This window comes from Ruegeria sp. L11 (assembly GCF_056531755.1).
On sequence record NZ_JBQFMI010000009.1, the window covers coordinates 49,433 to 71,100 of the forward strand.

Consider the following 21,668-nt stretch of genomic DNA (forward strand, 5'->3'; position numbering starts at 1 on the left):
TACCGCCGGATCATTTCGCCGGGCGCCAGCGGTCGAGCTTGCCCATACCGCGGGTGAAAGCCCAGGCAAGGATGCGGGGCATGCCTTTGGCGACGAGGGCATCGACGCAATGAGACTGGAACTCTTCCAGCGAAGCGTCGGGATGGCGGAATGCACCGTTTTCGTAACACAGCGAGCAGTAACGCGTGCTGCGCCCGCCGTCAGCTTCGGACCCGCCGCCCTGGGGATCTTTTGACAGCGGCATGCCGCAACTTTGGCATTTGGGACCCATGGTGCATGTCCTTGCAGAGAATGACTGTCTGACATAGGATCAAAACCATGGAGTTGAGTCAACGGTTTTGAAACATGCGGATCGGGGAACTTGCGCGGCGCAGCGGGCTGAGCCGTGACACGCTGAGGTTTTATGAACGCCAAGGGCTGATCCGGTCAGGCCCGGGTCCGGACAACACCAACAGCTATCGCGACTATCCCGAAGACGCGCTGATCACGCTGGAGCAAGTTGCCGATGCACAGGCGGCAGGCATCAGCATTGCAGAACTGGTCATGTTGCTGGGGCAGTTGGAAGCCGCCGATCCCGACAGCTTTGACGGCGAGGCGTTTTTGCAGGACCGGATTGACGAGGTCGAAGCACGGATTGTGCGTGCGGAGCGGTTTCTGGACAGCCTCAAACAAGCCAAGGCGGCGCTGGCGGCCGCTCCGGTTTTGCGCTGAGCGCAGAATTGCGTCTTGCCATGGCCCCCGTTTTGGCGCACCGCTTTCGCCCATGTTCACCCCGAAGGCGCAAAATCCTGCTCTGGCCGCAGGGCTGATCTTTGTCGCGACCGCCTTTATCGCGGCGACGACGCTGCTGGCCAAGGCCTTGGGGACGGATACACTCGGGCCACCCTTGCACGCGATGCAGATCAGTCACGGGCGGTTTCTGTTTGCCCTGCTTGCCATCCTGTCGGCGGTCGCGGTGCTTCGTCCCCGGCTGGGGCGGCCCCATTGGGGGCTGCATATCGGGCGAACCAGCTTTGGCTGGGCCGGGGTGACGTTGATGTTCGCGTCTGTTGCGTTCATTCCGATGGCGGATGCGACGGCGATCTCCTTTCTGAACCCGGTCTTTGGCATGGTCCTGGCCATTCCGCTATTGGGGGAACGCGTCGGCCCGTGGCGCTGGCTGGCGGCGGCCGTGGCCCTTGTGGGTGCGGTGATCCTGCTGCGCCCGACACCTGCAAGTTTTCAACCCGCCGCCCTTCTGGCGCTGGCTGCGGCTGCGTTTATCGGGATGGAGCTGATCTTTATCAAGAAACTGTCGGGGCGCGAGGCCCCGATCCAGATTCTGCTGATCAACAACACGATGGGGCTGGTGATCGCCACGGTCGCGGTCAGCTTTGTTTTTCACATGCCTACGCCACAGCAATGGGTTGCGCTGGTGGGGATCGGCCTGCTGATGGCCTGCGCGCAGGTTTGTTTCATCAACGGCATGGCACGGGCGGACGCCTCATTCGTGGCCCCGATCAGCTATGCCACACTGATTTTTGCCGCGCTGTACGATTTTGCGGTGTTTGATGTGATCCCCGACCGGATCAGCCTGATTGGTGCAGTCACGATTCTGACCGGAGGGCTGATCCTGGTCTGGCGCGAGGCGGTAAACCGCCGGACCTGACAGAAAAAACCGCCCTTGCGGTTCAGGGGCGACCTTTGTGTCGCAAATCCCCATGAACGGCAGCTCGGCCGGCGCATTCTGGGCTGGGTTGATTTGCGAGTTTGTTATGCATGAACGCCGAATACCTGAATGGGTACGCCACGCGCCTGCCCCATCGGTGCGTGATTTCGGGATTCTGGCCGGGATTGAAGCCGTGGTGCGCGGTATTCTGATTTCGGTCTTTCCGCTGGCGATGTACCGGGCGCTGGGCGATGCCTCATCCGTGTCATTCCTGTATTTCCTGATTGGCATCCTGTCCTTGCTGGTCGGGTTGATGGTGCCGTTCCTGATCCGTTTTGTACCGCGCAGATGGGCCTATTCCACCGGGTGCGTCATGTTCATCTGTGGTGCATCGCTGGCGATCGTGGGCAGCCCAGAGGCCGTGGTCGGCGCATTGGCCCTGAATACCATGGCCGCGGTTGTCACTTTTATCTGCTTCAACACCTATGTGCTGGATTACATCAGCAAGATCGAACTTGGCCGGTGCGAGACCAGCCGCATGTTCTACAGCGCTTTGGGATGGACGGGCGGCCCAATGGCCGGTGTTCTGCTGATGGAGTTGTGGCGCCCTGCCCCGTTTGTCATCAGTGCCGGAGCGGCGCTGGTCATGCTGGCGCAGTTCTGGCGCATGCGTCTGGGCAATGGCAAGCTGATCACCAAGGCCCGTGGTCCGGCCAACAACCCATTGGCCTTTCTTCCCCGGTTCTTTGTTCAACCCAGATTGGTTGCCGGATATCTGTTTGCAATGATCCGGTCCTGCGGCTGGTGGATATATGTGGTCTACCTGCCTATTTTCGCCATCCAAAACGGGCTGGGAGAACAACTGGGCGGCATCCTTCTGTCATGCACTAACGCCATGCTGCTGGCCGCCCCGTTGATCCTGCGCTGGGTCCAAACGCGGTCGCTCAGGTCGGCTGTTCGCATCGGGTTTGCAGCCGCGGGGGGCTGCTTTTTCGCAGCCGGATTGGTCGCGGGATGGCCGGTTGCCTCGGTCGCTGCGCTGGTTCTGGGGTCTGTCTGGCTGATCGTTCTGGATATTTGCGCCGGATTGCCCTTCCTAATGGCTGTAAAGCCGTCTGAGCGAACCGAGATGTCGGCGATTTATTCCAGTTACCGCGATGTCTCGGGCATTCTGACGCCCGGTGTTGCAGCTCTGGTCCTGCTGGTGGCGCCGGTGGCCGGTGTGTTCGCGGCAGGCGGGATTGCCCTGTTTGGCGCTTGGGCTGTGTCGGCCCGCTTGCATCCGCGGCTGGGCGAATCCAAGCCTTCCCTGCCGCCAGATAGGCTGGCAGAGACCGGTTAAGCCTTAAGCCGATAACCGGTACGCAGCATTTGCCAGGTGATCAACCCGATGGCCAGCGTGGCAAAGCCACAAACCGCCATGCCCAACCACGGCGAGCTGTCGGACACGCCGATCATGCCGTAACGCAGCCCATCGATCAGGTAGAAGACCGGGTTCAGATGGGTCAGGCGGTTCAGGACAGGAGGCAGCGCCTCGACCGAATAGAAAGTGCCCGACAGGAAAGCCAGAGGTGTGACGATGAAGTTGGTGATCGCGGCCATCTGATCGAATTTGTTTGCAAAGATCCCGGCAAAGAGGCCCAGTGCGCCCATGAAGGCACCCCCCAGAACAACAAAGATCAGTGCAATCAACGGATGCTGGGGCGCGATGGACAACAGGACCAGCAACGCAACCGAAATCACCAGCGCGATCATCAGGCCACGGGCGATGCCACCGGCGAGATACCCCAGCAGAATCTCGAGCGGGGACAGCGGCGGCATCAGCGTGTCGACGATATTGCCCTGCACCTTGGCAATCACCATCGAAGAGGAGGTATTGGCAAAGGCGTTCTGGATCACCGTCATCATCAGGATTCCCGGTGCCAGAAAGACCACAAACGGCACGCCCATGACGTCAGGGCGGCTGGGCCCGATGGCGATGGTGAAGATCAGCAGGAACAGGCCAGCCGTGACCAGAGGCGCCAGAACGGTCTGGGTCCAGACCGAAAGAAAGCGGCGGATTTCGCGCTGCGCCAGCGTGTAAAGCCCCATCCAGTTGACCGCCCCAAAGCTGCGTGCGGTCTGTTCTGCGGAATTCTGCATGCTTTGCCCTCAACCTGATTCGAAGACAGCTTGTAACTCGGGCCGCAGTGTTTAGAATAGGGGGCTGAGACGATTTCCCAAGGCGGCCCGAATCCGGGGCCGCTTTCCGCTTTTGAAAGGCTGACGATGTCCTGGACAGACGAGCGCGTAGAACTGCTGAAGAAGATGTGGGGCGAAGGCCAGTCGGCCAGCCAGATCGCCAAGGAACTGGGCGGCGTGACCCGTAACGCGGTGATTGGCAAGGTCCACCGCCTGGGCCTGTCCAACCGGACAGCAGGCGCAGCCCCGGCCAAGTCCGAACCGAAAGAGAAACCGGCGCCCGCGCCCAAGGCCGAAGCCAAGCCCAGACCCATGCCAAAGACAGAACCGGCGCGCCCGGCTGCTGCTGCCGAGGCGAAACCCGCCGTTCCGGCCCGCCGCCAGATCATCCCGGCCGGCCAGCCATTGCCGCCACAGCCCTCGGCCAACGAGATCAGCCCCGAGGCGCTGGCCAAGGTCAACGAGATCGAGAAGAAAGCCAAGAAGCTGACGCTGATGGAACTGACCGAGAAAACCTGCAAATGGCCTGTGGGCGACCCCGCGACCGAGGATTTCTGGTTCTGCGGCCTGCCGGTTGAGGCAGGCAAACCCTATTGCGAGGCGCATGTGGGCGTGGCTTTCCAGCCGATGAGTTCGCGCCGCGACCGGCGGCGGTAATAGCGAACACAAGAACCTAAATCTTGTCTATGGAACGTGAAAAGGGCGCAGGCGTTTCGCCACGCCCTTTACCGGAGGCGTTGTATAGTCAAGAACGACGCAAGGCGTAACGGGCTCTTACAAAGAAAACACCCTCGCTGAATGCTGCGAGGGTGTTTTAGTTCGGAGCGTCAACTTTGCGGACGATGCTGCCGTTCGCTGCGTGGCGGCGCCAATCGTCTCGGTGGTTGTCAGCTTTGCGGACGAAGCTGGCATCGCCGACACTAGACGCATCATTCCTTTCCAGGCTGTGCCGTTGGCTGATGCCCTCGATGATTTTACTATGTCGGCGCGGAAAAGCGGAGTAAGCTGCCGATCTTTATTGGGCATGAAAAGAGGTCGGTATGGAATATCGGATAGCTTCGGTTACCGAAGTAGACGACAAACCCGCATTCGAAGAACTTCTGACCGAGTATTACGCCGTCGTCTTTCATAAACTGGCCTTGGCAGGCGGGTCTGCGAGAAAAGAACCAAAAGATATGGCATCATCCGTTCTGGCAAATATTCAGACGTTCTTGCCGCCAACCGGCCGCCTCGTTCTGGCATATGGTGAACAAAACCGCCTTGTGGGGTGTGGTACGCTGCAACAGGCCCGACCAGATGCCGGAGAGCTAAAGCGTCTTTTTGTTCGACCGGAAGCAAGTGGAAACCGCCTTGGCCGAGCTTTGGTCGATGCACGGATGGAGGCCGCTCGGGAGATGGGTTGGCGCACCCTTTTGGTGAATACTGTAAAAGGCAATCAAGATATGCTCCGCATCTATGAGCGCATCGGCTTTAGATTCATCGAAAGATACCCGGAGTGTTCCGATCCCATCGAGCTAACTGACTACTTTGATTATATGCAATTCGACTTTTATTAAGTTCTGCTCTGCCCGCTTCGGGCTCGAACCTGACATTGAAGTGCCGGTGATCTTGGTGTCAGTGGCACATGGTAGCCTTTCACTGCGCGGGATGTGTCGGCAGGTTCGGCATCGCCACCCAGCCCGGCAATTCATCCGGCACGACCGAGACATGCAGGCGTTCTGACTGATCCCGCCCGACCTTGCGGTGTTTGCGCAGCAGAAAGATCTTGCCCCAGCCGCGCCAGGTTCCAACCGATTGCGCATGGGCATCCGTCGGGAAACGGGTGCGCCAGCCTTCGGGCATCGGCAGCCCGTGCATCTCGGCCTTGTCCAGCATCCAGATCAACGAGATATTGCTGAGCGGCCGGGCCTCTTCATAGCCGTTCAGCTGGCCGCCGATATCGCCGTGGGTGCCACGGAACCAGACCTGTTCCACATGACCTTTGAAATCGGGCTTGCATCGCCACAGAACCGGCTCGAACACCTCGCGCGTTTCGTCGAGGGCCAGCGCGTGATAGCCATGCAGAGTGGCCGGGCCCAGCTGGTGGTTGTGAAAGGCATGGCGATCCTCGGCCCAGCGCCACAGCAGCGGCAGGCGCAGGCCCAGCGCCTTGACCGTATCCCAGACTCCGACCATCTCGATCTTGACATTGTCATGGCAGAACTTGCGGCGAAAATCGCGGGCGGCGGTGCCGCTGACATTGCATTCATAATGGCGGTAGGCTTGCAGAATGTTCCGCTCGGTCGCGTGTTCGGCCTTGAGCAGGCCGATCATGTCGATCACCCCGGCCAGGCTGCGCACGCCGTAGGCCCCACGGGAATAACCGATGAAATAAATCCGGTCACCGGGCTTGTAGCGTGACGCCAGATAGCCATAGGCGCGGCGGATCTGGCGGTTGATACCCCGGCCCATCATCACGTCCATGGTGGATTTCCAGCTTTCCCACTGCACACCCGCCTCGTAGAACACCGACACCTTGCTGCCCATTTCGCAACACAGGCGATAGGTCTGACCGGCATGGGTTTCGAACCCCGGTTCGAGGGTGGACATGGTGCCATCAAGGATAATGACGTGGCTGATCGGCTCGCGGTGCCGCGTTTCGGCGGAGTGCTCGGACCGCAAGGGCCGCCCGAGCCATCCCAGAACCTTCCTACTGAGCCGCGACAGTTCCATGCGTCAGCAATTCCCAAACTTTGTGAGGTGTGAAAGGCATATCCGCCTGCCGCACCCCGTGATCCCAGAGCGCGTCCTGAACCGCGTTCGCCACAGCGGCCAGAGCGCCCACCGTGCCGGCCTCGCCGCATCCTTTCATCCCCATCGGGTTGGAAGTTGACGGCACCGGCGCCGAGGTAAACTTTATCATGGGTACGTCCACCGCGCGGGGCAAGGCGTAATCCATAAACGATGCCGTGAGCAGCTGTCCGTGATCATCATGCACCACATGTTCCGACAGCGCCTGCCCGATGCCCTGAACCACCCCGCCATGCACCTGCCCTTCGGCCAGCATCGGGTTGATAAGATTTCCGAAATCATCAACCACGGTGTAGCGGTCCACACGGGTTTCGCCGGTGAAGGAATCGATCACGACCTCGGCAACATGCGCGCCGTTGGGATAGCTGCGGGCATCCAGTTGTGCGCGGGACTCATGCTTTAGCAAGTCCAAGCGCCCGTCAGCGCGGGCCATGGCCGCGGCTTCGGTCAGGGTCGGCGTCAGGTTCGAGCCCGGCGCGCGGAATGTTTCATGGTCAAATCGCACATCACTGTCCTCAACCCCCATCTTATCGGCCAGATAAGGCGTGAATGCGGCGATCATTTTGTCAATGGTGGCAAGGGTCGCGGTACTTTGCACCGTCACTGAGCGTGAGCCACCAGTTCCGCCGCCATGGCCAAGCCTGTCGGTATCACCCTGAATGACGGTGATCCTGTCCATCGGAACGCCGGTCTGATCGGACAGGAACTGGGCATAAACCGTCTCGTGGCCCTGCCCGTTCGATTGTGTGCCGACATAAAGGTTCACAGTGCCATCCTCGCAAAACTCGACCTTCGAGTTCTCGGAAGGGTCGCCCAAAATACTTTCGATATAGTAACAAAGACCCTGCCCCCGGATCAGACCGCGTTCGGCATCGGCGGCCTTGCGGGCCTCGAACCCGCTGGTCTGGCTGGCCGCACGGCGCAGGACCATGTCGAAATCTCCGACATCATAGGTTTCACCCGTAGCAGAGGTGTAGGGGAAATCGCCGGGTCTGATGAAGTTTTTGCGCCGCAACTCCCACGGGTCAACGCCCAGTTCGCGTGCGGCGCGGTCCATCACGCGTTCCAGCACATAGATCGCCTCGGGGCGTCCGGCACCGCGATAGGCGTCAACCTGTGTTGTCGTGGTATAGAACCCCTCGACCCGGAGATAGGTGGTCTGAACGTCATAGACCCCCATCAGCACCTTGCTGAACAGGCTTGTCTGGATCGCCTGCGCGAAATGGCTGTTATAGGCACCAAGGTTGACTTTGCTGTGAACGCGGTAGGCGGTGATCCGGTGGTCGGCATCAAAGGCCAGCTCGGCCAGCGAGGTCAGATCGCGGCCGTGGTGATCGGACAGCATTGCCTCGGACCGGTCGGACATCCAGTGCACGGGCTGGCCCAGTTTCATCGCGGCCACGGCCACGCAGAAATATTCGGGATATGGCATCACCTTCATGCCAAACCCGCCCCCCACATCCGGGGTGGTGACACGGATCGCATCCGCATCGAGTTTCAGCTTTTGCGCCAGTTGTGCCTTCATCGCCCAGACACCCTGCCCGCCATAGGAAAAGTGCAGACGCCCGCCAGACCAGTCGGCCTGACAGCCCCGCGGCTCGAGCGAGCTGATGATGACGCGGTTGTCGTGCACGTTCAGCGAGACGGTATGGGCGGCGGCCTGAAAGGCGGCTTTGGTCGCGGCTTCATCACCCAAGCCCCAGTCAAACGCGCGATTGTCCGGCGCTTGCGGGTGCAGGGCCTCACCCCCCGCGTTCACGTCCAGCTTGGCAGCGCGTTCCCGGATATCTATCCAGATCAGCTCGACCGCGTCCCGTGCCTGCGCCAGCGTATCCGCGATGACAACGGCCACGGGTTCGCCCACAAAGCGCACACTGTCCTTGGCCAGCATATGCCGATCCGGCGCGGCAGAGCCGGTCCCGTCGCGGTTGGTCAAGGTTGCTGCATTCATCACCGTGTCGATGCCCGAGGCGGCAAGGTCATCCAGTGTCATGACCAGCCGCACCCCGTCGGCATCCCGCGCGGCCTCAAGATCCAGCGCGGTGATATCGCCATGGGCCGCAGGGCTGCGGAAGAAAGCGGCAAACAGCGCATTGTCGGGCACGGCATCGTCCATATAGCGCCCCTGCCCGGTCAGGAACCGCTGATCCTCGGTCCGTTTGACGGGCTGGCTTTTGCCGAATTTTTCCATGGGATGCTCCTGTCACTGCCTTGATGGCGACACTAGCCCTGCGCCCGCTTATGTCCAGCGCCTTGCTTGAAAGCGCGTGGCGACACCGATGTCGTAAACAGGATTGCGGGGGCCGCAGAGGGATTCGTAGGCTGTTTGAAGATACAGCCTGCCGGAGGTTCCCCATGCCCGAACCCATTTCCCTGTCACAGGGCCGCCTGGACGCCCCATCGGTCGACGCGTATTGGCAAGACGGGTTTGCCTTTCCCATTACAGTCTTTTCACCGGATGAGACCGAACAGTTCCGGGCCGAGCTGGAGCAGATCGAGAAGACCTGGCGCGTGGCTGACCTTCCGCTGCCGCTGAACATGTACAAACGCCTGAACGCCCATGTGGTGATGCCGCTGGTCGCCCGTATCGCACTGGACCCCAGAGTTCTGGACGTCGTCGAAGGAATACTGGGGCCGGACTTGCTGCTGTGGTCTGCGGAACTGTTCATCAAAGAGCCACGCACGACTCAGGTGGTGGGAATGCATCAGGACCTGACCTATTGGGGGATGGGCGAAACACCGGATCAGATGACCGCATGGATCGCATTGTCGCCTGCCACGATTGCAAGCGGCTGCATGGACTTTGTCAGGGGCAGCCACAAGAACCCGATCCTGCCCCATAACGATACGTTTTCAGACAACAACCTGCTGTCGCGCGGGCAGGAGGTGGCTGTCGATGTGGCAGACGAGGAAAAGACACATATTGAACTGCAGCCGGGTCAGATGTCGCTGCACCATGGCCTAACAATCCATGGCTCGGGGCCCAATACGTCGGACGATCGGCGGATCGGGCTGGCGATCCGGTATCTGAACCCGAACGCACAGCAAAAAGTGGCGGACCGCGATTACGCGGTCTTGGCGCGGGGCGAAGACCGTGTGGGCAATTTCATCCTCATCGAACCGCCGACCGAGTTGTTTTCGGCACCAGCCTTGGCGCTTCACGCCCGCATCCGGGAGGATCAGGCCAAGGCGATGACACAAGGCGCGGCGCAAAGCACGCACCTGTACGGAAACGAGGCGACCGGCACGGGGTGACTTCAGCAATCGTCGCCGCACAGGGCCTTCCCCTTCCTGTCTCCATTCGCTATTGCAGGCGCTGACCCGAATTTGTTGACGCAGGACGCATCCCATGGCGATGGAAAAGACATTCAACGCGGCCGAGGCCGAGGCCCGTATCTATGAGGCCTGGGAACAGGCCGGAGCCTTCAAGGCAGGCGCGAACCGTTCGCGTGATGAGAGCTTTTGCATCATGCTGCCACCGCCCAACGTGACCGGCGCGCTGCATGTGGGACATGCCTTTAACCATACGCTGATGGATATTCTGATCCGCTGGCACCGGATGCGCGGGTTCGACACTCTATGGCAACCTGGTCAGGACCACGCCGGCATCGCCACGCAGATGCAGGTTGAAAAGAAACTGATGGCCGAAGAGGGCAAGAAGCGCACCGACTACGCGCGCGAGGAGTTTCTGGCCAAGGTCTGGGATTGGAAGGGGCAATACGGCCGCAAGATTATCGAACAGATGACGCGGTTGGGGAATTCCTGCGACTGGTCGCGCAATGCCTTTACCATGGCGGGCGCACCAGGTGACCCACGCACCGGGCACGAAAACTCACCCAACTTCCATGATGCCGTTATCAAGGTCTTCGTCGACATGTACGAAAAGGGCCTGATCTATCGCGGCAAGCGACTGGTCAACTGGGACCCACATTTCGAAACGGCGATTTCGGACCTTGAGGTCGAGAATATTGAAACGCCGGGCCACATGTGGCACTTCAAGTACCCTTTGGCGGGCGGCGAGACATATGAGTATTTGGAAAAAGATGAAGATGGGAATGTAATCCTTCGCGAAGAGCGGGATTATATTTCCATTGCAACCACGCGGCCCGAAACCATGCTGGGCGACGGTGCTGTGGCCGTGCATCCGTCGGATGAGCGCTACGCGCCGATCGTCGGCAAACTGTGCGAAATCCCGGTTGGACCGAAAGAGCATCGCCGCCAGATTCCGATCATCACCGATGAGTATCCCGATCCCGACTTCGGCTCGGGCGCGGTGAAGATCACCGGCGCGCATGACTTCAACGACAATATGGTCGCCAGGCGCTGCGGCATTCCGATGTACCGCCTGATGGACACCAAGGGCGCGATGCGGGCTGATGGCGCGCCTTACGCCGAAGAGGCGGGCAAGGCGCAGGAATACGCGCGCGGCAAAGCGTTCACCGAGAATGAGATCGACGCGATCAACCTGATCCCCGATCACCTGCGCGGATTGGACCGGTTCGAGGCGCGCGCCAAGGTGGTCGAAGAGATCACCCGCGAAGGTCTGGCTGTCATGTGTCCAGCGGACGATCCGCGTCTGGGATCGAGCCGGACTGAAGCCCGGCCTACAGAGGACGATGACGGTGGGCCGGGCTTCAGCCCGGCACTTGTCCCACTGGTCGAGAGCAAACCGATCATGCAGCCGTTTGGCGACCGCTCGAAAGTCGTCATCGAGCCGATGTTCACCGACCAGTGGTTTGTGGATGCCGAAAAGGTCGTCGGCCCGGCGCTGGATGCGGTCAGGGACGGCGCGGTCAAGATCATCCCCGAGTCGGGCGAGAAGACCTATTACCACTGGCTGGAGAACATCGAGCCCTGGTGCATCTCGCGCCAGCTGTGGTGGGGGCATCAGATTCCGGTTTGGTATGGGCCTCAGCAGAAGTGCTCGGGGCTGGCACCGAACCCTGATCGCATCGCCCGTATGGAAAGCCACAACAAAGGGGAGTTTGCGGTATTCTGCGGCCCGTCTTTTGATGCAATTCGGACGGACATTGAGGGCTACTACGAAGGCATGGAAATCGCCGAGGTCTCTACTAAGGAAGAGGCTATCTCGTTCATTCGAGAGGGCAAAATCGGCCTCTACCGCGACCCCGACGTCCTCGACACATGGTTCTCGTCCGGCCTCTGGCCCATCGGCACGCTGGGCTGGCCCGAGCAGACCGAGGAGATGCGCCGCTATTTCCCGACCAGCGTATTGATCACCGGCGCGGATATCCTGTTCTTCTGGGTCGCCCGGATGATGATGATGCAGCTGGCCGTGGTGAACGAGGTTCCGTTCCACACCGTCTACCTGCACTCGCTCGTCCGCGACGAGAAGGGCAAGAAGATGTCCAAGACCACCGGCAACGTCATCGATCCACTTGAAATCGTGGACGAATTCGGTGCCGACGCGCTGCGCTTTACCAACGCCTCGATGGCGGCGATTGGCGGTGTTCTGAAACTGTCGCGTGAACGCATCACCGGCTATCGCAACTTTGGTACCAAGCTTTGGAATGCCGTCCGCTTTGCCGAGATGAATGAGGTCTTTACCGACGCTGTGCCGCAACTGGATGTGGCAGACCTGAAGCCCAAGGCCGCCGTCAACCGCTGGATCATCGGCGAAACCGCCCGTGTGCGGGAAGAGGTCGACGCGGCGCTGGAAAGCTATCGTTTCAACGATGCCGCCAACGGGCTTTATGCCTTTGTCTGGGGCAAGGTCTGCGACTGGTACGTGGAACTGTCGAAACCGCTGCTGCAGGGTGATGACGCCGAAGCACGGTCTGAGACCCGCGCCACCATGCGTTGGGTTCTGGATCAGTGCATGGTCCTGCTGCACCCGATCATGCCCTTCATCACCGAAGAGCTGTGGGGCCTGACCGGCAATCGCGCGAAAATGGTTGTCCACGCCGACTGGCCGACCTACGGCACGGAACTGGTCGACGCCGATGCGGATCGTGAAATGAACTGGGTGATCTCGGTGATCGAAAACACCCGCTCGGCCCGTGCGCAGATGCGGGTGCCTGCGGGTCTCTATGTGCCGATGCTGGTGACCGAGATCGACGCCAACGGCCAAGCCGCGTGGGACCGCAACGAGGCGCTGATCAAACGTCTGGCACGCATCGACAGCCTGACCAGCGCAGACACGCTGCCCAAGGGCACCATCTCGATTGCCGCCCCCGGAGCCTCCTTCGGCCTGCCGTTGGCGGATATCATCGACATCGGCGCGGAAAAGGAGCGGCTGGAGAAAGCCAAGGGCAAGCTGGCCAAGGAACTGGGTGGCTTGCGCGGGCGTCTGAACAACCCCAAATTCGTGGCCTCGGCCCCGGATGAGGTGGTCGAGGAAGCCAAAGCCAACCTCGCCGCACGCGAGGAAGAAGAAGCCAAGCTGAACGAGGCGCTGGCCCGTCTGGCCGAGATCGCCTGATCTTCATCTTTTCAAAAATACTCATACCCCGAACCCCGCCGCTGATCCGGCGGGGTTTTCTTTTGCGCGTTCAGACCTTGCCCGTCCCCGCCGCCGCTTGTTAGCAATCACCAACCCCAACCGCCCGAGGCTGTCATGACCCAGTTTGCCCCACCGCTCCAGACAGTCTCGACCGGGCTTGTTGTCGCCATTGTCGGATTCTTCAGTTCCTTTCCTATCGTGTTGCAGGGGCTGGCCGCGATGGGGGCGTCTCCGGCGCAGGTGGCCTCGGGTCTGATGATGGCGGCCATCGCAATGGGACTGACCGCCATTGTGCTGAGCCTGTGGTACCGGCAACCGATCAGCGTCGCCTGGTCGACGCCGGGGGCGGCGCTGCTGGCGGTGTCCGCGACACCGGCGCTGGGGTTTGCCGAGGCGACGGGCGCCTTCCTGTGTGCAGGGGCGCTGACGGTGCTGGCCGGGCTTTGGCGGCCACTGGGGCGGCTGGCGGCCGCCATTCCGACGACACTGGCACAGGCCATGCTGGGGGGCGTTCTGCTGCCGCTTTGCATTCTGCCCTTTCAGGCCGCAGTCGAATTGCCCGCGCAAGCCCTGCCGGTGATCCTGACATGGTTCATCGCGGGCCGGATCAACCGGCTGTTCGCTGTTCCGGCGGCCGTTTTCGCCGCCGCGCTGGTTGTCGTGCTGAACGCAGGCGACGCATCGGTGACCCCGGCGCGATGGCTGGCGGCACCGGTCTGGACCACGCCCAGTTTTTCGCTGGCCTCGACCATCGGGATCGCCATCCCGCTGTTCATCGTCACGATGGCGACCCAGAATATTCCCGGCATCGCGGTGATGCGCAGCTTTGGCTATACCCCGGCTCCGGGCAGGCTGTTTTCATCCGTGGGTGGGGCGAGCCTGTTATCGGCACCATTTGGTGCACCTGCCACCTGCCTTGCGGCGATCACGGCTGCGATGTGTTCCAATGAAGACAGCCACCCAGACCCTGCGCAACGGTACTGGTCAGCCATTATGGGTGGCGTTTTCTATGGCGTATTCGGCATCTTTGCTGTAGCGATTACCGGCTTTGCCTCCCATGCCGATCCTCTGTTGATGGGGACACTGACCGGTGTCGCCCTGATCGGCGTTCTGGCCAATTCGATTTTCGCAGCACTTGAGGTTCCGGCCGAGCGTGAGGCCGCGATGCTGACCTTTGCGATCACCGCATCGGGTATCTCGGTCTTTGGGCTGGGCGCGGCGGTCTGGGGCCTTCTGGTCGGCGGGCTGGCCTATCTGGTGAGCAACAGAATTCGGTAGCCGCTTTCGTATCCCGCCCTTACCGGGTATAGTTGCGCCATGTTCGGTTCACTTGGAAAACTGGTGGAGCGCCAGATCAAAAAGGCACAGGCCGAGGGGCAGTTGCAGGGCCTTGTCGGCGAAGGTCACCCCCTGCCCGACCGGTCCGGCGAGGCGCAGGGCGATCCGGCCATCGCCGCCGGGCACCGGATCATGGCGCAAGCCGGGGTTCTGCCCGAAGAGTTCGACATCAAAAAGAAACTGGATGCGGCCCGCAAAGCGTATCCGGCCCTGACCGACCCCGCGGAACGCCGGGCCGCGATGTCGGAGATCGCTGATCTGGAAATGCGTTACAACATGGCCCGCGATGCACGGCGGGCTTTCATGCGCTGATCACTTGAACTCGGGCTTGCGGCCCTGCATCTGCGCCATCACGACCTCCATCTGATGAGGCTTGCCGATTAGCTCCACCTGCTCGGCGGATTCCGCCTTGAGAACGTCCGCACGGGGCTGGGTTTCGGCCACTTCGATCAGCCGCTTGGCGGCACGGATAGCCGAGGGGCTTTGACCGGCGATATTCTCGGCAATGGCCAGAGCTTCGGTCAGCGGGTCATCTGAAAGCTGCGTGACCAGTCCCCAATCCATCGCCTGCTGCGCGCCGATGGGCCGGGCCGTGTAGGTCAGCAGGCGCAGCACGTCCGAACGCACAAGCCGGGGCAGCAGAACCATGCCGCCCATATCGGGGATGATACCCCACTTCATCTCCATCACCGCCAGTTTCGCCTCGGGGTGCGCGATACGTATATCCGCGCCCAGAGCGATTTGCAGGCCACCGCCATAGGCGACGCCCTGAATGGCGCAGATCACCGGCACCGGTACGCGACGCCAGATCAGCGCCAGCTCCTGCATTTCGTTGGCATCTTCGTGGCTGCGGGTCATCAGCCATTCGGTGGGGTCCATATGGGCCATCTTGGCAAAGCTTGCCATGTCGAGCCCGGCGCAGAAGCTTTTCCCCTCGCCCGACAAAACCACGGCGCGGGCGTCCGAGGCGGCGACCTCTTGCCCGGCAGAGAGCAATGCCTTGACCATCGCGTCATCCAGCGCGTTCATCTTGTCGCCCCGGGTCAGGGTGACATGGGCAACATGGTCTTGATAGGTGACGGATACGCGTGACATGGGGGACCTCCCGAAATTCAGTTGCGGCGACCATGCCCGGACGGGACGCCAATTTCCACTGCGACGTCAGGGCATATCGCTGACAGGCATCCGCCCGAACCAGGGGGAATCAAGCGTCATGACATAAAACTGATCGCCCACGATCCGGCCCCCTGTTGTGATGCCAATACGGCCCTGCGGATCCTGTAGGGTGCGCAGGATCGTGCCTTCACCATCGAACTGCACCAGCATACCCCGATGGATCGGCGCCGGGCGTACAGCCGGACCCAGCCGCCAGACCACCTTGCGCAGGAAGGGGTACGGCATCAGTTCCTCGGACGGGACACGCGGGCTGGCGAAGGCCATCCAGTAGGTGCCATCACCCTGTGCTTCGAGATTGTCGGGATAGCCGGGCAGGTTGTCCAGCAAGACCTCTTGCTGACCGGCTTTCGGCCCGCTGAGCCACAACTTGTGCACCCGTGCGCGACCGGTCTCGGCGATCAGCAGGAAATCTGCGTCAGGTGAGAGGGCAATGCCATTGGTATAGACGAATCCAGTGGCAATCTTTTCGGTGCGGCCATCGGGGTTGTGACGGGCGACATAGCCTGTATCGGATTGTTCCCAGATGGTCAGGACCGAAGTCGGCTTGGTCCCGCCCATGGTTTCGGGATCGAACCGGTCAGAGGAGTTCGAAAAATAGATCGTGCCGTCCTGTGCCACGTCCAGTTGGTTTGCATAGACCACGGGCGCACCGTCGATGCCGGCCACCACGGATTCAAGCGTGCCCGGCCCGGTCCAGCGCATCACCCCGCGAAAGCTGTCGGCTATATAGAGCGCGCCATCCGGCCCGGCCCTGAGGCCCAGAGGACGCCCGCCAAGCTGGTCGACCACAACAGGGTCAGCCCCGTCTATGCGATAGAGCGTGCCGGACCGGCTGGTCGTATAGACCGCGCCGCCGGGCAGGATGGCGATGTCTTCGGGGCCGGTTTCCCCATCCGGCAGGCGGATCAGCTGCGCGGCATCCAGCGCTGTGTTCTCTGCGAAATCCCCTGTGAAACCGGCATCTTCCGGCATCTCAACGGCGACGGGGATAATGGGAACGGGCCAGAACAGAAGATAGGCAAGGCCCAGAAGAACAATGGCAGACAGTATGCGCATCTGCGCTCCTTACTTATGTTTCAATACGCTCTGACGCGCGGAATGAGGTGCGCGCTTGCCCGAAGCCCGGGCTTGGGGTTATCTGCAGGCATGACAGGACCTCGATACACCCCGCTTGCCCAATCCCTGCCCGCCACCGTGCCCTTTGTGGGCCCCGAAACGCAAGAGCGTCAGCGCGGCGCGGCGTTCATTGCCCGTCTTGGGGCCAATGAGAGCGTGTTTGGCCCCTCGCCCCGCGCGATCCGGGCTATGGAGCAGGCCGCGTCTGATATCTGGATGTATGGCGATCCCGAGAACCACGATCTGCGCCAAGCTTTGGCCGAGCATCATGGGGTAACCCCCGAAAATATCGTCGTAGGCGAAGGGATTGACGGGCTTCTGGGTTATCTTGTGCGTCTGATTGTAGGGCCCGGGGATGCGGTTGTGACCTCGGACGGGGCGTATCCGACGTTCAATTATCATGTGGCCGGGTTCGGTGGCGTTCTGCACAAGGTCCCTTATGCCGGGGATCACGAAGACCCGGCGGCCCTGTTTGCGAAGGCGGCCGAGGTGGGGGCAAAACTGGTCTATCTGGCCAATCCGGACAATCCGATGGGCAGCTGGCATTCCGGCGCGGATATCGTGGCGGCAATGGACGCCCTGCCCGACGGTTGCCTACTGATTCTGGACGAGGCTTATGTGGAATGCGCGCCGGAAGGGACTGCGGCACCTGTCAGCGCAGACGACCCTCGCGTGATCCGAATGCGGACATTTTCCAAGGTCTATGGCATGGCGGGCGCGCGGGTTGGCTATGCCATGGGAGCGCCCGACCTGATCGCAGCCTTCAACAAGGTGCGCAACCATTTCGGCATGAACCGCGCGGCGCAGGCCGGGGCGCTGGCCGCGTTGCAGGATGGCACCTGGCTGGAGCACATTCAGACACAGATCGCAGAGGCGCGTGCGCGGATTGGAATGATTGCCCGCGAGAACGGATTGGAGCCCCTGCCCTCGGCCACCAATTTCGTGGCGATTGATTGCGGGCGGGATGGCGATTTCGCCAAAGCGGTACTGGAGGCTTTGGTTGCGCGGGGTCTGTTTGTCCGGATGCCGTTTGCAGCGCCCCAGAACAGGTGCATCCGGGTAAGCTGTGGTGACACAGCAGATCTGGATGCTTTTGCGGTCGCCTTGCCCAAGGCGCTAACGGAAGTGCGGGCAAAGACGGGCTAGCGCTGGTCTGTCTTGCCATCGGGTCAAAGGGGGGCTGTCTGCCCCCCATCGCGCAAAGCGCGATCCCCCCGAGGATATTTTTGGCCAGATGAAGGGGTGGATCGGTGCTGTTCGTCTGAGGCGTGTCAGGCGGCCAGGACGGCAGCGGCGGCCTCGAGCGCGCCTTTGCCACGGGGGATTTCAAGCGCGGTCATGGCCGTTTCCATACCGCCCAGCATCGCCATCACCATCTGCCCGTTGACATGGCCCATATGTCCGAGGCGGAAACAGCTGTCGTAATCCTCCATCCCAAGGCCAATGCCCAGCGTCAGGCCCAGCTGATGTTCAGTGAACGCGCGCAGGGCCGTGCCGCGCCCCCCGTTCAGGCGCAGGGCGGTAACGGCATGGCTGCGGTGGTCGCGGTCGGCAACGTTCAGATGCAGCGCGCCGCCTTCGGCCCATGTTTCGCAGGCCGCCCAGATGGCAGTAGCCAGACGCTCATGGCGGGCCCAGACCTGTTCGATCCCTTCCGCATGGATCAGGTCGAGCGCGGCGCGCAGACCATAGAGGTGATGCGTCGGCGCGGTACCGTCGAAATACTGGTAGAACAGGTCGGGATTGGCGCGCGGCTGCCAGTCCCAGTATCGCGACACACGCGGCATGGCGGCCCGCTTGGCCTGTGCTTTGTCGTTGAAAAAGACAAAGCCTGTGCCTGCGGGGGTCATCAGGCCTTTCTGGCAGGCGGTGACCGTGACATCGACGCCCCATTCATCCATCTCGAACCGGTCGCATCCCAGCGAGGCAATGCAATCGGCCATCAACAGCGCCGGATGGTCCAGATCGTCGAGCAGTTTGCGCAGTGCCGGGATATCGTTGCGGATCGAGCTTGATGTGTCCACATGAACCGCGAGAACGGCCTTGATCTGACGGCTTTTATCCGCGCGCAATGCGTCGGCAATTCGGTCGAGATCCCAGGCGGATGAGGTGCCGAAATCGATCAGCTGCACCTTTGCCCCGATGCCTTCGGCCATCTCGGCCCAGCCATGGGTGAACCGGCCCGAGGCAGGAGCCAGAACGGTTTCGCCGGGGGCGATCACGTTGGACAGAGCGGCCTCCCACGTGCCGTGACCATTGGCAATGTAGATGGCAACGTCATGGCCTGTGCGAGCAACCCGGCGCAGATCGCGGGTCAGGTCGGGCATCATGTCGATGAGCGCGCCATCGTAGATATTGGGCGACGGGCGATGCATCGCCTGCAGGACCGCGTCCGGCATCACCGAGGGGCCCGGGATTGCCAAATAAGTTCGCCCCTGGGAGAGGGCAGATGTCTGTGTCATGGGGTCAGCCTGTCTGAGGTGACGCCCACATTACCGAGGGGCTTCGCGGCGTCAATCCGCCAGCTTTGATGCCTCGCGCGCAAGTGTTTCGATCCCGGCCCAGTCACCGCTTTCGACCATCTGCTTGGGCGCGACCCAACTGCCACCGGCGCAGACCACGTTGGACAGGGACAGATAGTCACGGGCGTTGGACGGCGACACCCCGCCTGTCGGGCAAAAGCTGATCTGCGGCAGGGGCGCACCGATTGCCTTGAGTGCGGGCGCGCCGCCCGAGGCCTCGGCCGGGAAGAATTTCAGCATGTCATAGCCTTTTTCCAGCAAAGCCATCGCTTCGCTGGCCGTGGCCGCGCCGGGCAGCAGGGGCAGGCCCTCGGCCTCGCACGCCGCGATGAGCGCGTCGGTTGCGCCCGGAGAGACGCCGAACTGCGCGCCCGCCTCTTTGGCGGCGCGGACGTCTTCGGGTGTGACCAGCGTACCTGCGCCGACCACGCCGCCGGGCACCTTGGCCATCGCGCGGATCGCGTCGAGCGCGGCGGGCGTGCGCAAGGTGACCTCGAGCGCTGGCAGACCGCCGGCGACCAATGCCTCGGCCAGCGGGCGGGCCTGCGCGACGTCATCGACAACCAGAACCGGAACGATCGGGGCAAGTGCGCAGATTTCACGGGTGCGTTGGGACTTGGACATGAGGTTAAACTCCGAAAATGCTGGCACCAGTGTCGGCCGAGCCGACATTCTGGCGGAACGCACCAAAAAGATCGCGCCCTGCGCCGTGTTGATTGGCGGACAGGTCGGTGGTGACGGGCGCGCGGTCCAGAACGCCTGCGGTGAGGATTTCCAGATCACCCCTGACCGCGTCAACGCGCAGGATGTCACCGTCCTGAAGGTATGCAATGGGGCCGCGGTCGAGCGCCTCGGGGACAACATGGATGGCGGCGGGCACTTTACCGGATGCGCCAGACATGCGGCCATCGGTGACCAGCGCCACTTTCTGGCCCCGGCCCTGGAGGATCGACAGCATGGGCGTCAGCGAGTGCAGTTCCGGCATCCCGTTGGCCTTGGGGCCTTGAAACCGGACCACGACGATGACGTCACCGGTGAATTCTCCGGCTTTGAACGCGGCTTTCACCTCATCCTGATCGTGGAACACCCGCACGGGCGCTTCGACGACCTGATGTTCTGGCGCGACGGCTGATACTTTCATGACCCCGGTGCCCAGATTTCCGGTCAGGCGCGACAGGCCGCCGGTGGGCTGGAACGGGTCGCGGGCGGGGCGGACAATCTTGTCATTCAGGCTGTGGCCCGCGCCGTCTTGCCAGGTCAGCTCACCATCGATCAGCTTGGGCTCGCGCGTGTAATTGTGCAGGCCCTGCCCGGCAACGGTCAACGTATCGGGGTGCAGCAAACCTTCTTCGAGCAACGTGCCAATGGTGAACCCAAGTCCGCCTGCGGCGTGGAAGTGATTCACGTCGGCCAGACCGTTGGGATAGACCCGCGCGACCAGCGGGACCACGGCGGAGATATCGGAAAAATCCTGCCAGTCCAGAACGATACCACCAGCGCGCGCCATGGCAATCAGGTGGATCAGCAGATTGGTCGAACCTCCGGTCGCCATAAGGCCGACGATGCCGTTCACAAAGGCCCGTTCGTCGAGCACCTGATAAACAGGGGAATAGCTGTTTCCCAGCGCACTGAGCGACAGGGCGCGGCGCGCGCCCTCTTGTGTCAGCGCGTCGCGCAAGGGCGTGTTGGGATTGACGAAGCTGGAGCCCGGCAAGTGCAGGCCCATGAATTCCATCAGCATCTGGTTGGTGTTGGCGGTACCGTAGAAAGTGCAGGTGCCGGGACCGTGATAGGCCGCCATTTCGGCGGCCATCAGTTCGTCGCGCCCGACCTCTCCGGCAGCGAATTTCTGGCGGACCTTGGCCTTTTCGTCATTGGGCAGGCCGCTGGTCATTGGCCCTGCGGGCAGGAACACGGCAGGCAGATGGCCGAACGCCTGCGCGCCGATGATAAGACCGGGGACAATCTTGTCGCAGACGCCGAGGAAGACTGCCGCGTCATAGGTGTTGTGGCTGAGTGCTACGCCAGTTGCCAGAGCGATCACGTCGCGTGAAAACAGCGACAATTCCATCCCTGCTTCGCCCTGGGTGACACCGTCGCACATGGCTGGCACGCCACCCGCGACCTGAGCAGTGCCTCCGGCGGCGCGGATCGCGTCGCGGATCAGGGCGGGGTACCGTTCAAAGGGCTGATGGGCGGACAGCATGTCGTTATAGGCGGTAACGATGCCCAGATTGCCCGCCGTGCCAGTGGCCATGGATTGCTGGTCTTCACCCGCACCCGCATAGGCATGGGCCTGACCACTGCAGGACAGGTGCGCACGGGCGGGACCTTTGGATCTGGCCTGTTCCATCCGGTCGATATGGGGACCACGCAGATCGGCGCTGCGGTCGATGATCCGTTTGGTGACGTCGGAAATGACAGAGTGAACCAT

Annotated in this window: 19 protein-coding genes; 10 read left to right on the forward strand and 9 right to left on the reverse strand. The window is 61.8% G+C overall.

Annotated elements, in window-relative coordinates; all coding sequences use genetic code 11:
- Positions 1 to 10: 10 nt before the first annotated feature.
- Positions 11 to 271 carry a zinc ribbon domain-containing protein gene (locus ACR0CE_RS14490; RefSeq protein ID WP_480773905.1) on the reverse strand — a complete coding sequence of 87 codons (261 nt, stop codon included), beginning with the start codon at positions 269 to 271 and terminating at the stop codon, positions 11 to 13.
- Positions 272 to 345: 74 nt separating this feature from the next.
- Between ACR0CE_RS14490 and ACR0CE_RS14495 the strand changes: the two genes are divergently transcribed.
- The 3 genes from ACR0CE_RS14495 to ACR0CE_RS14505 all read left to right on the forward strand — a co-directional run bounded on the left by ACR0CE_RS14495 (position 346) and on the right by ACR0CE_RS14505 (position 2,990).
- Positions 346 to 711, forward strand: a complete 366-nt coding sequence (locus ACR0CE_RS14495; protein ID WP_480586237.1) for a MerR family transcriptional regulator — start codon at positions 346 to 348, stop codon at positions 709 to 711.
- Positions 712 to 763: 52 nt separating this feature from the next.
- Positions 764 to 1,648 (forward strand): DMT family transporter, encoded by an 885-nt coding sequence (locus ACR0CE_RS14500; RefSeq protein WP_480560343.1) that lies wholly within the window; start codon positions 764 to 766, stop codon positions 1,646 to 1,648.
- A 106-nt stretch (positions 1,649 to 1,754) separates the two neighbouring features.
- Positions 1,755 to 2,990 carry an MFS transporter gene (locus ACR0CE_RS14505; RefSeq protein ID WP_480833064.1) on the forward strand — a complete coding sequence of 412 codons (1,236 nt, stop codon included), beginning with the start codon at positions 1,755 to 1,757 and terminating at the stop codon, positions 2,988 to 2,990.
- Here ACR0CE_RS14505 and ACR0CE_RS14510 read toward each other — a convergent pair.
- Complete coding sequence (locus tag ACR0CE_RS14510; protein ID WP_480833039.1) at positions 2,987 to 3,790, reverse strand: ABC transporter permease; 804 nt, start codon at positions 3,788 to 3,790, stop codon at positions 2,987 to 2,989. The genes ACR0CE_RS14505 and ACR0CE_RS14510 overlap by 4 nt on opposite strands.
- Positions 3,791 to 3,916: 126 nt before the next feature.
- Here ACR0CE_RS14510 and ACR0CE_RS14515 point away from each other — a divergent pair, with 126 nt between their 5' ends.
- A complete protein-coding gene (locus tag ACR0CE_RS14515) occupies positions 3,917 to 4,486 on the forward strand; it encodes a GcrA family cell cycle regulator (RefSeq protein ID WP_267363457.1) in 570 nt (189 codons plus the stop codon).
- A 383-nt stretch (positions 4,487 to 4,869) separates the two neighbouring features.
- Positions 4,870 to 5,385: a GNAT family N-acetyltransferase gene (locus ACR0CE_RS14520; RefSeq protein ID WP_480473656.1), complete on the forward strand. Its 516-nt coding sequence runs from the start codon at positions 4,870 to 4,872 to the stop codon at positions 5,383 to 5,385.
- Positions 5,386 to 5,464: 79 nt separating this feature from the next.
- On the opposite strand, the gene ACR0CE_RS14525 is transcribed toward ACR0CE_RS14520, so the two are convergent.
- Together ACR0CE_RS14525 and ACR0CE_RS14530 are read right to left on the reverse strand one after the other, a co-directional pair.
- A complete protein-coding gene (locus tag ACR0CE_RS14525; RefSeq protein ID WP_480495125.1) occupies positions 5,465 to 6,541 on the reverse strand; it encodes a DUF2235 domain-containing protein in 1,077 nt (358 codons plus the stop codon).
- Positions 6,519 to 8,810, reverse strand: coding sequence for a xanthine dehydrogenase family protein molybdopterin-binding subunit (locus ACR0CE_RS14530; protein WP_480833040.1), 2,292 nt, complete (start codon positions 8,808 to 8,810; stop codon positions 6,519 to 6,521). Before ACR0CE_RS14530 ends, ACR0CE_RS14525 begins: the two co-directional genes overlap by 23 nt.
- A 164-nt stretch (positions 8,811 to 8,974) precedes the next feature.
- Here ACR0CE_RS14530 and ACR0CE_RS14535 point away from each other — a divergent pair, with 164 nt between their 5' ends.
- From ACR0CE_RS14535 to ACR0CE_RS14550, 4 genes are all read left to right on the forward strand, one after another.
- Complete coding sequence (locus ACR0CE_RS14535) at positions 8,975 to 9,874, forward strand: phytanoyl-CoA dioxygenase family protein (protein WP_480833041.1); 900 nt, start codon at positions 8,975 to 8,977, stop codon at positions 9,872 to 9,874.
- A gap of 94 nt (positions 9,875 to 9,968) precedes the next feature.
- Positions 9,969 to 13,061 carry a valine--tRNA ligase gene (locus ACR0CE_RS14540; RefSeq protein ID WP_480833042.1) on the forward strand — a complete coding sequence of 1,031 codons (3,093 nt, stop codon included), beginning with the start codon at positions 9,969 to 9,971 and terminating at the stop codon, positions 13,059 to 13,061.
- Positions 13,062 to 13,196: 135 nt separating this feature from the next.
- Positions 13,197 to 14,360 (forward strand): benzoate/H(+) symporter BenE family transporter, encoded by a 1,164-nt coding sequence (locus ACR0CE_RS14545; RefSeq protein WP_480833043.1) that lies wholly within the window; start codon positions 13,197 to 13,199, stop codon positions 14,358 to 14,360.
- A 39-nt stretch (positions 14,361 to 14,399) separates the two neighbouring features.
- Positions 14,400 to 14,732: a DnaJ family domain-containing protein gene (locus ACR0CE_RS14550; protein WP_480507803.1), complete on the forward strand. Its 333-nt coding sequence runs from the start codon at positions 14,400 to 14,402 to the stop codon at positions 14,730 to 14,732.
- Here the strand turns inward: ACR0CE_RS14550 and ACR0CE_RS14555 are convergent, their stop codons facing one another.
- Together ACR0CE_RS14555 and ACR0CE_RS14560 are read right to left on the reverse strand one after the other, a co-directional pair.
- On the reverse strand, positions 14,733 to 15,515 hold the full coding sequence (locus ACR0CE_RS14555) for a crotonase/enoyl-CoA hydratase family protein (protein WP_209505660.1): 783 nt from the start codon (positions 15,513 to 15,515) through the stop codon (positions 14,733 to 14,735).
- 66 nt (positions 15,516 to 15,581) lie between these two features.
- Positions 15,582 to 16,652, reverse strand: a complete 1,071-nt coding sequence (locus tag ACR0CE_RS14560) for an SMP-30/gluconolactonase/LRE family protein (RefSeq protein WP_480833044.1) — start codon at positions 16,650 to 16,652, stop codon at positions 15,582 to 15,584.
- Positions 16,653 to 16,742: 90 nt separating this feature from the next.
- Here ACR0CE_RS14560 and ACR0CE_RS14565 point away from each other — a divergent pair, with 90 nt between their 5' ends.
- Positions 16,743 to 17,858: a pyridoxal phosphate-dependent aminotransferase gene (locus ACR0CE_RS14565; RefSeq protein WP_480833045.1), complete on the forward strand. Its 1,116-nt coding sequence runs from the start codon at positions 16,743 to 16,745 to the stop codon at positions 17,856 to 17,858.
- 125 nt (positions 17,859 to 17,983) lie between these two features.
- Here ACR0CE_RS14565 and ACR0CE_RS14570 read toward each other — a convergent pair whose 3' ends face one another.
- From ACR0CE_RS14570 to edd, 3 genes are read right to left on the reverse strand one after another with little or no spacing between them, the layout of a single operon-like run.
- Positions 17,984 to 19,174 (reverse strand): pyridoxal-phosphate-dependent aminotransferase family protein, encoded by a 1,191-nt coding sequence (locus ACR0CE_RS14570; protein WP_480833046.1) that lies wholly within the window; start codon positions 19,172 to 19,174, stop codon positions 17,984 to 17,986.
- A gap of 51 nt (positions 19,175 to 19,225) precedes the next feature.
- Entirely contained in the window at positions 19,226 to 19,858 is a 633-nt protein-coding gene (locus ACR0CE_RS14575) for a bifunctional 4-hydroxy-2-oxoglutarate aldolase/2-dehydro-3-deoxy-phosphogluconate aldolase (RefSeq protein WP_209505652.1), read from the reverse strand.
- A gap of 4 nt (positions 19,859 to 19,862) precedes the next feature.
- Complete coding sequence (gene edd, locus ACR0CE_RS14580; protein ID WP_480833047.1) at positions 19,863 to 21,668, reverse strand: phosphogluconate dehydratase; 1,806 nt, start codon at positions 21,666 to 21,668, stop codon at positions 19,863 to 19,865.

Coding starts and splice junctions, on each gene's coding strand:
- ACR0CE_RS14490 (WP_480773905.1), bottom strand. CDS start 271: ATGGGTCCCAAATGCCAAAGTTGCGGCATGCCGCTGTCAAAAGATCCC.
- ACR0CE_RS14495 (WP_480586237.1), top strand. CDS start 346: ATGCGGATCGGGGAACTTGCGCGGCGCAGCGGGCTGAGCCGTGACACG.
- ACR0CE_RS14500 (WP_480560343.1), top strand. CDS start 764: ATGTTCACCCCGAAGGCGCAAAATCCTGCTCTGGCCGCAGGGCTGATC.
- ACR0CE_RS14505 (WP_480833064.1), top strand. CDS start 1,755: ATGCATGAACGCCGAATACCTGAATGGGTACGCCACGCGCCTGCCCCA.
- ACR0CE_RS14510 (WP_480833039.1), bottom strand. CDS start 3,790: ATGCAGAATTCCGCAGAACAGACCGCACGCAGCTTTGGGGCGGTCAAC.
- ACR0CE_RS14515 (WP_267363457.1), top strand. CDS start 3,917: ATGTCCTGGACAGACGAGCGCGTAGAACTGCTGAAGAAGATGTGGGGC.
- ACR0CE_RS14520 (WP_480473656.1), top strand. CDS start 4,870: ATGGAATATCGGATAGCTTCGGTTACCGAAGTAGACGACAAACCCGCA.
- ACR0CE_RS14525 (WP_480495125.1), bottom strand. CDS start 6,541: ATGGAACTGTCGCGGCTCAGTAGGAAGGTTCTGGGATGGCTCGGGCGG.
- ACR0CE_RS14530 (WP_480833040.1), bottom strand. CDS start 8,810: ATGGAAAAATTCGGCAAAAGCCAGCCCGTCAAACGGACCGAGGATCAG.
- ACR0CE_RS14535 (WP_480833041.1), top strand. CDS start 8,975: ATGCCCGAACCCATTTCCCTGTCACAGGGCCGCCTGGACGCCCCATCG.
- ACR0CE_RS14540 (WP_480833042.1), top strand. CDS start 9,969: ATGGCGATGGAAAAGACATTCAACGCGGCCGAGGCCGAGGCCCGTATC.
- ACR0CE_RS14545 (WP_480833043.1), top strand. CDS start 13,197: ATGACCCAGTTTGCCCCACCGCTCCAGACAGTCTCGACCGGGCTTGTT.
- ACR0CE_RS14550 (WP_480507803.1), top strand. CDS start 14,400: ATGTTCGGTTCACTTGGAAAACTGGTGGAGCGCCAGATCAAAAAGGCA.
- ACR0CE_RS14555 (WP_209505660.1), bottom strand. CDS start 15,515: ATGTCACGCGTATCCGTCACCTATCAAGACCATGTTGCCCATGTCACC.
- ACR0CE_RS14560 (WP_480833044.1), bottom strand. CDS start 16,652: ATGCGCATACTGTCTGCCATTGTTCTTCTGGGCCTTGCCTATCTTCTG.
- ACR0CE_RS14565 (WP_480833045.1), top strand. CDS start 16,743: ATGACAGGACCTCGATACACCCCGCTTGCCCAATCCCTGCCCGCCACC.
- ACR0CE_RS14570 (WP_480833046.1), bottom strand. CDS start 19,174: ATGACACAGACATCTGCCCTCTCCCAGGGGCGAACTTATTTGGCAATC.
- ACR0CE_RS14575 (WP_209505652.1), bottom strand. CDS start 19,858: ATGTCCAAGTCCCAACGCACCCGTGAAATCTGCGCACTTGCCCCGATC.
- edd (WP_480833047.1), bottom strand. CDS start 21,668: ATGGTTCACTCTGTCATTTCCGACGTCACCAAACGGATCATCGACCGC.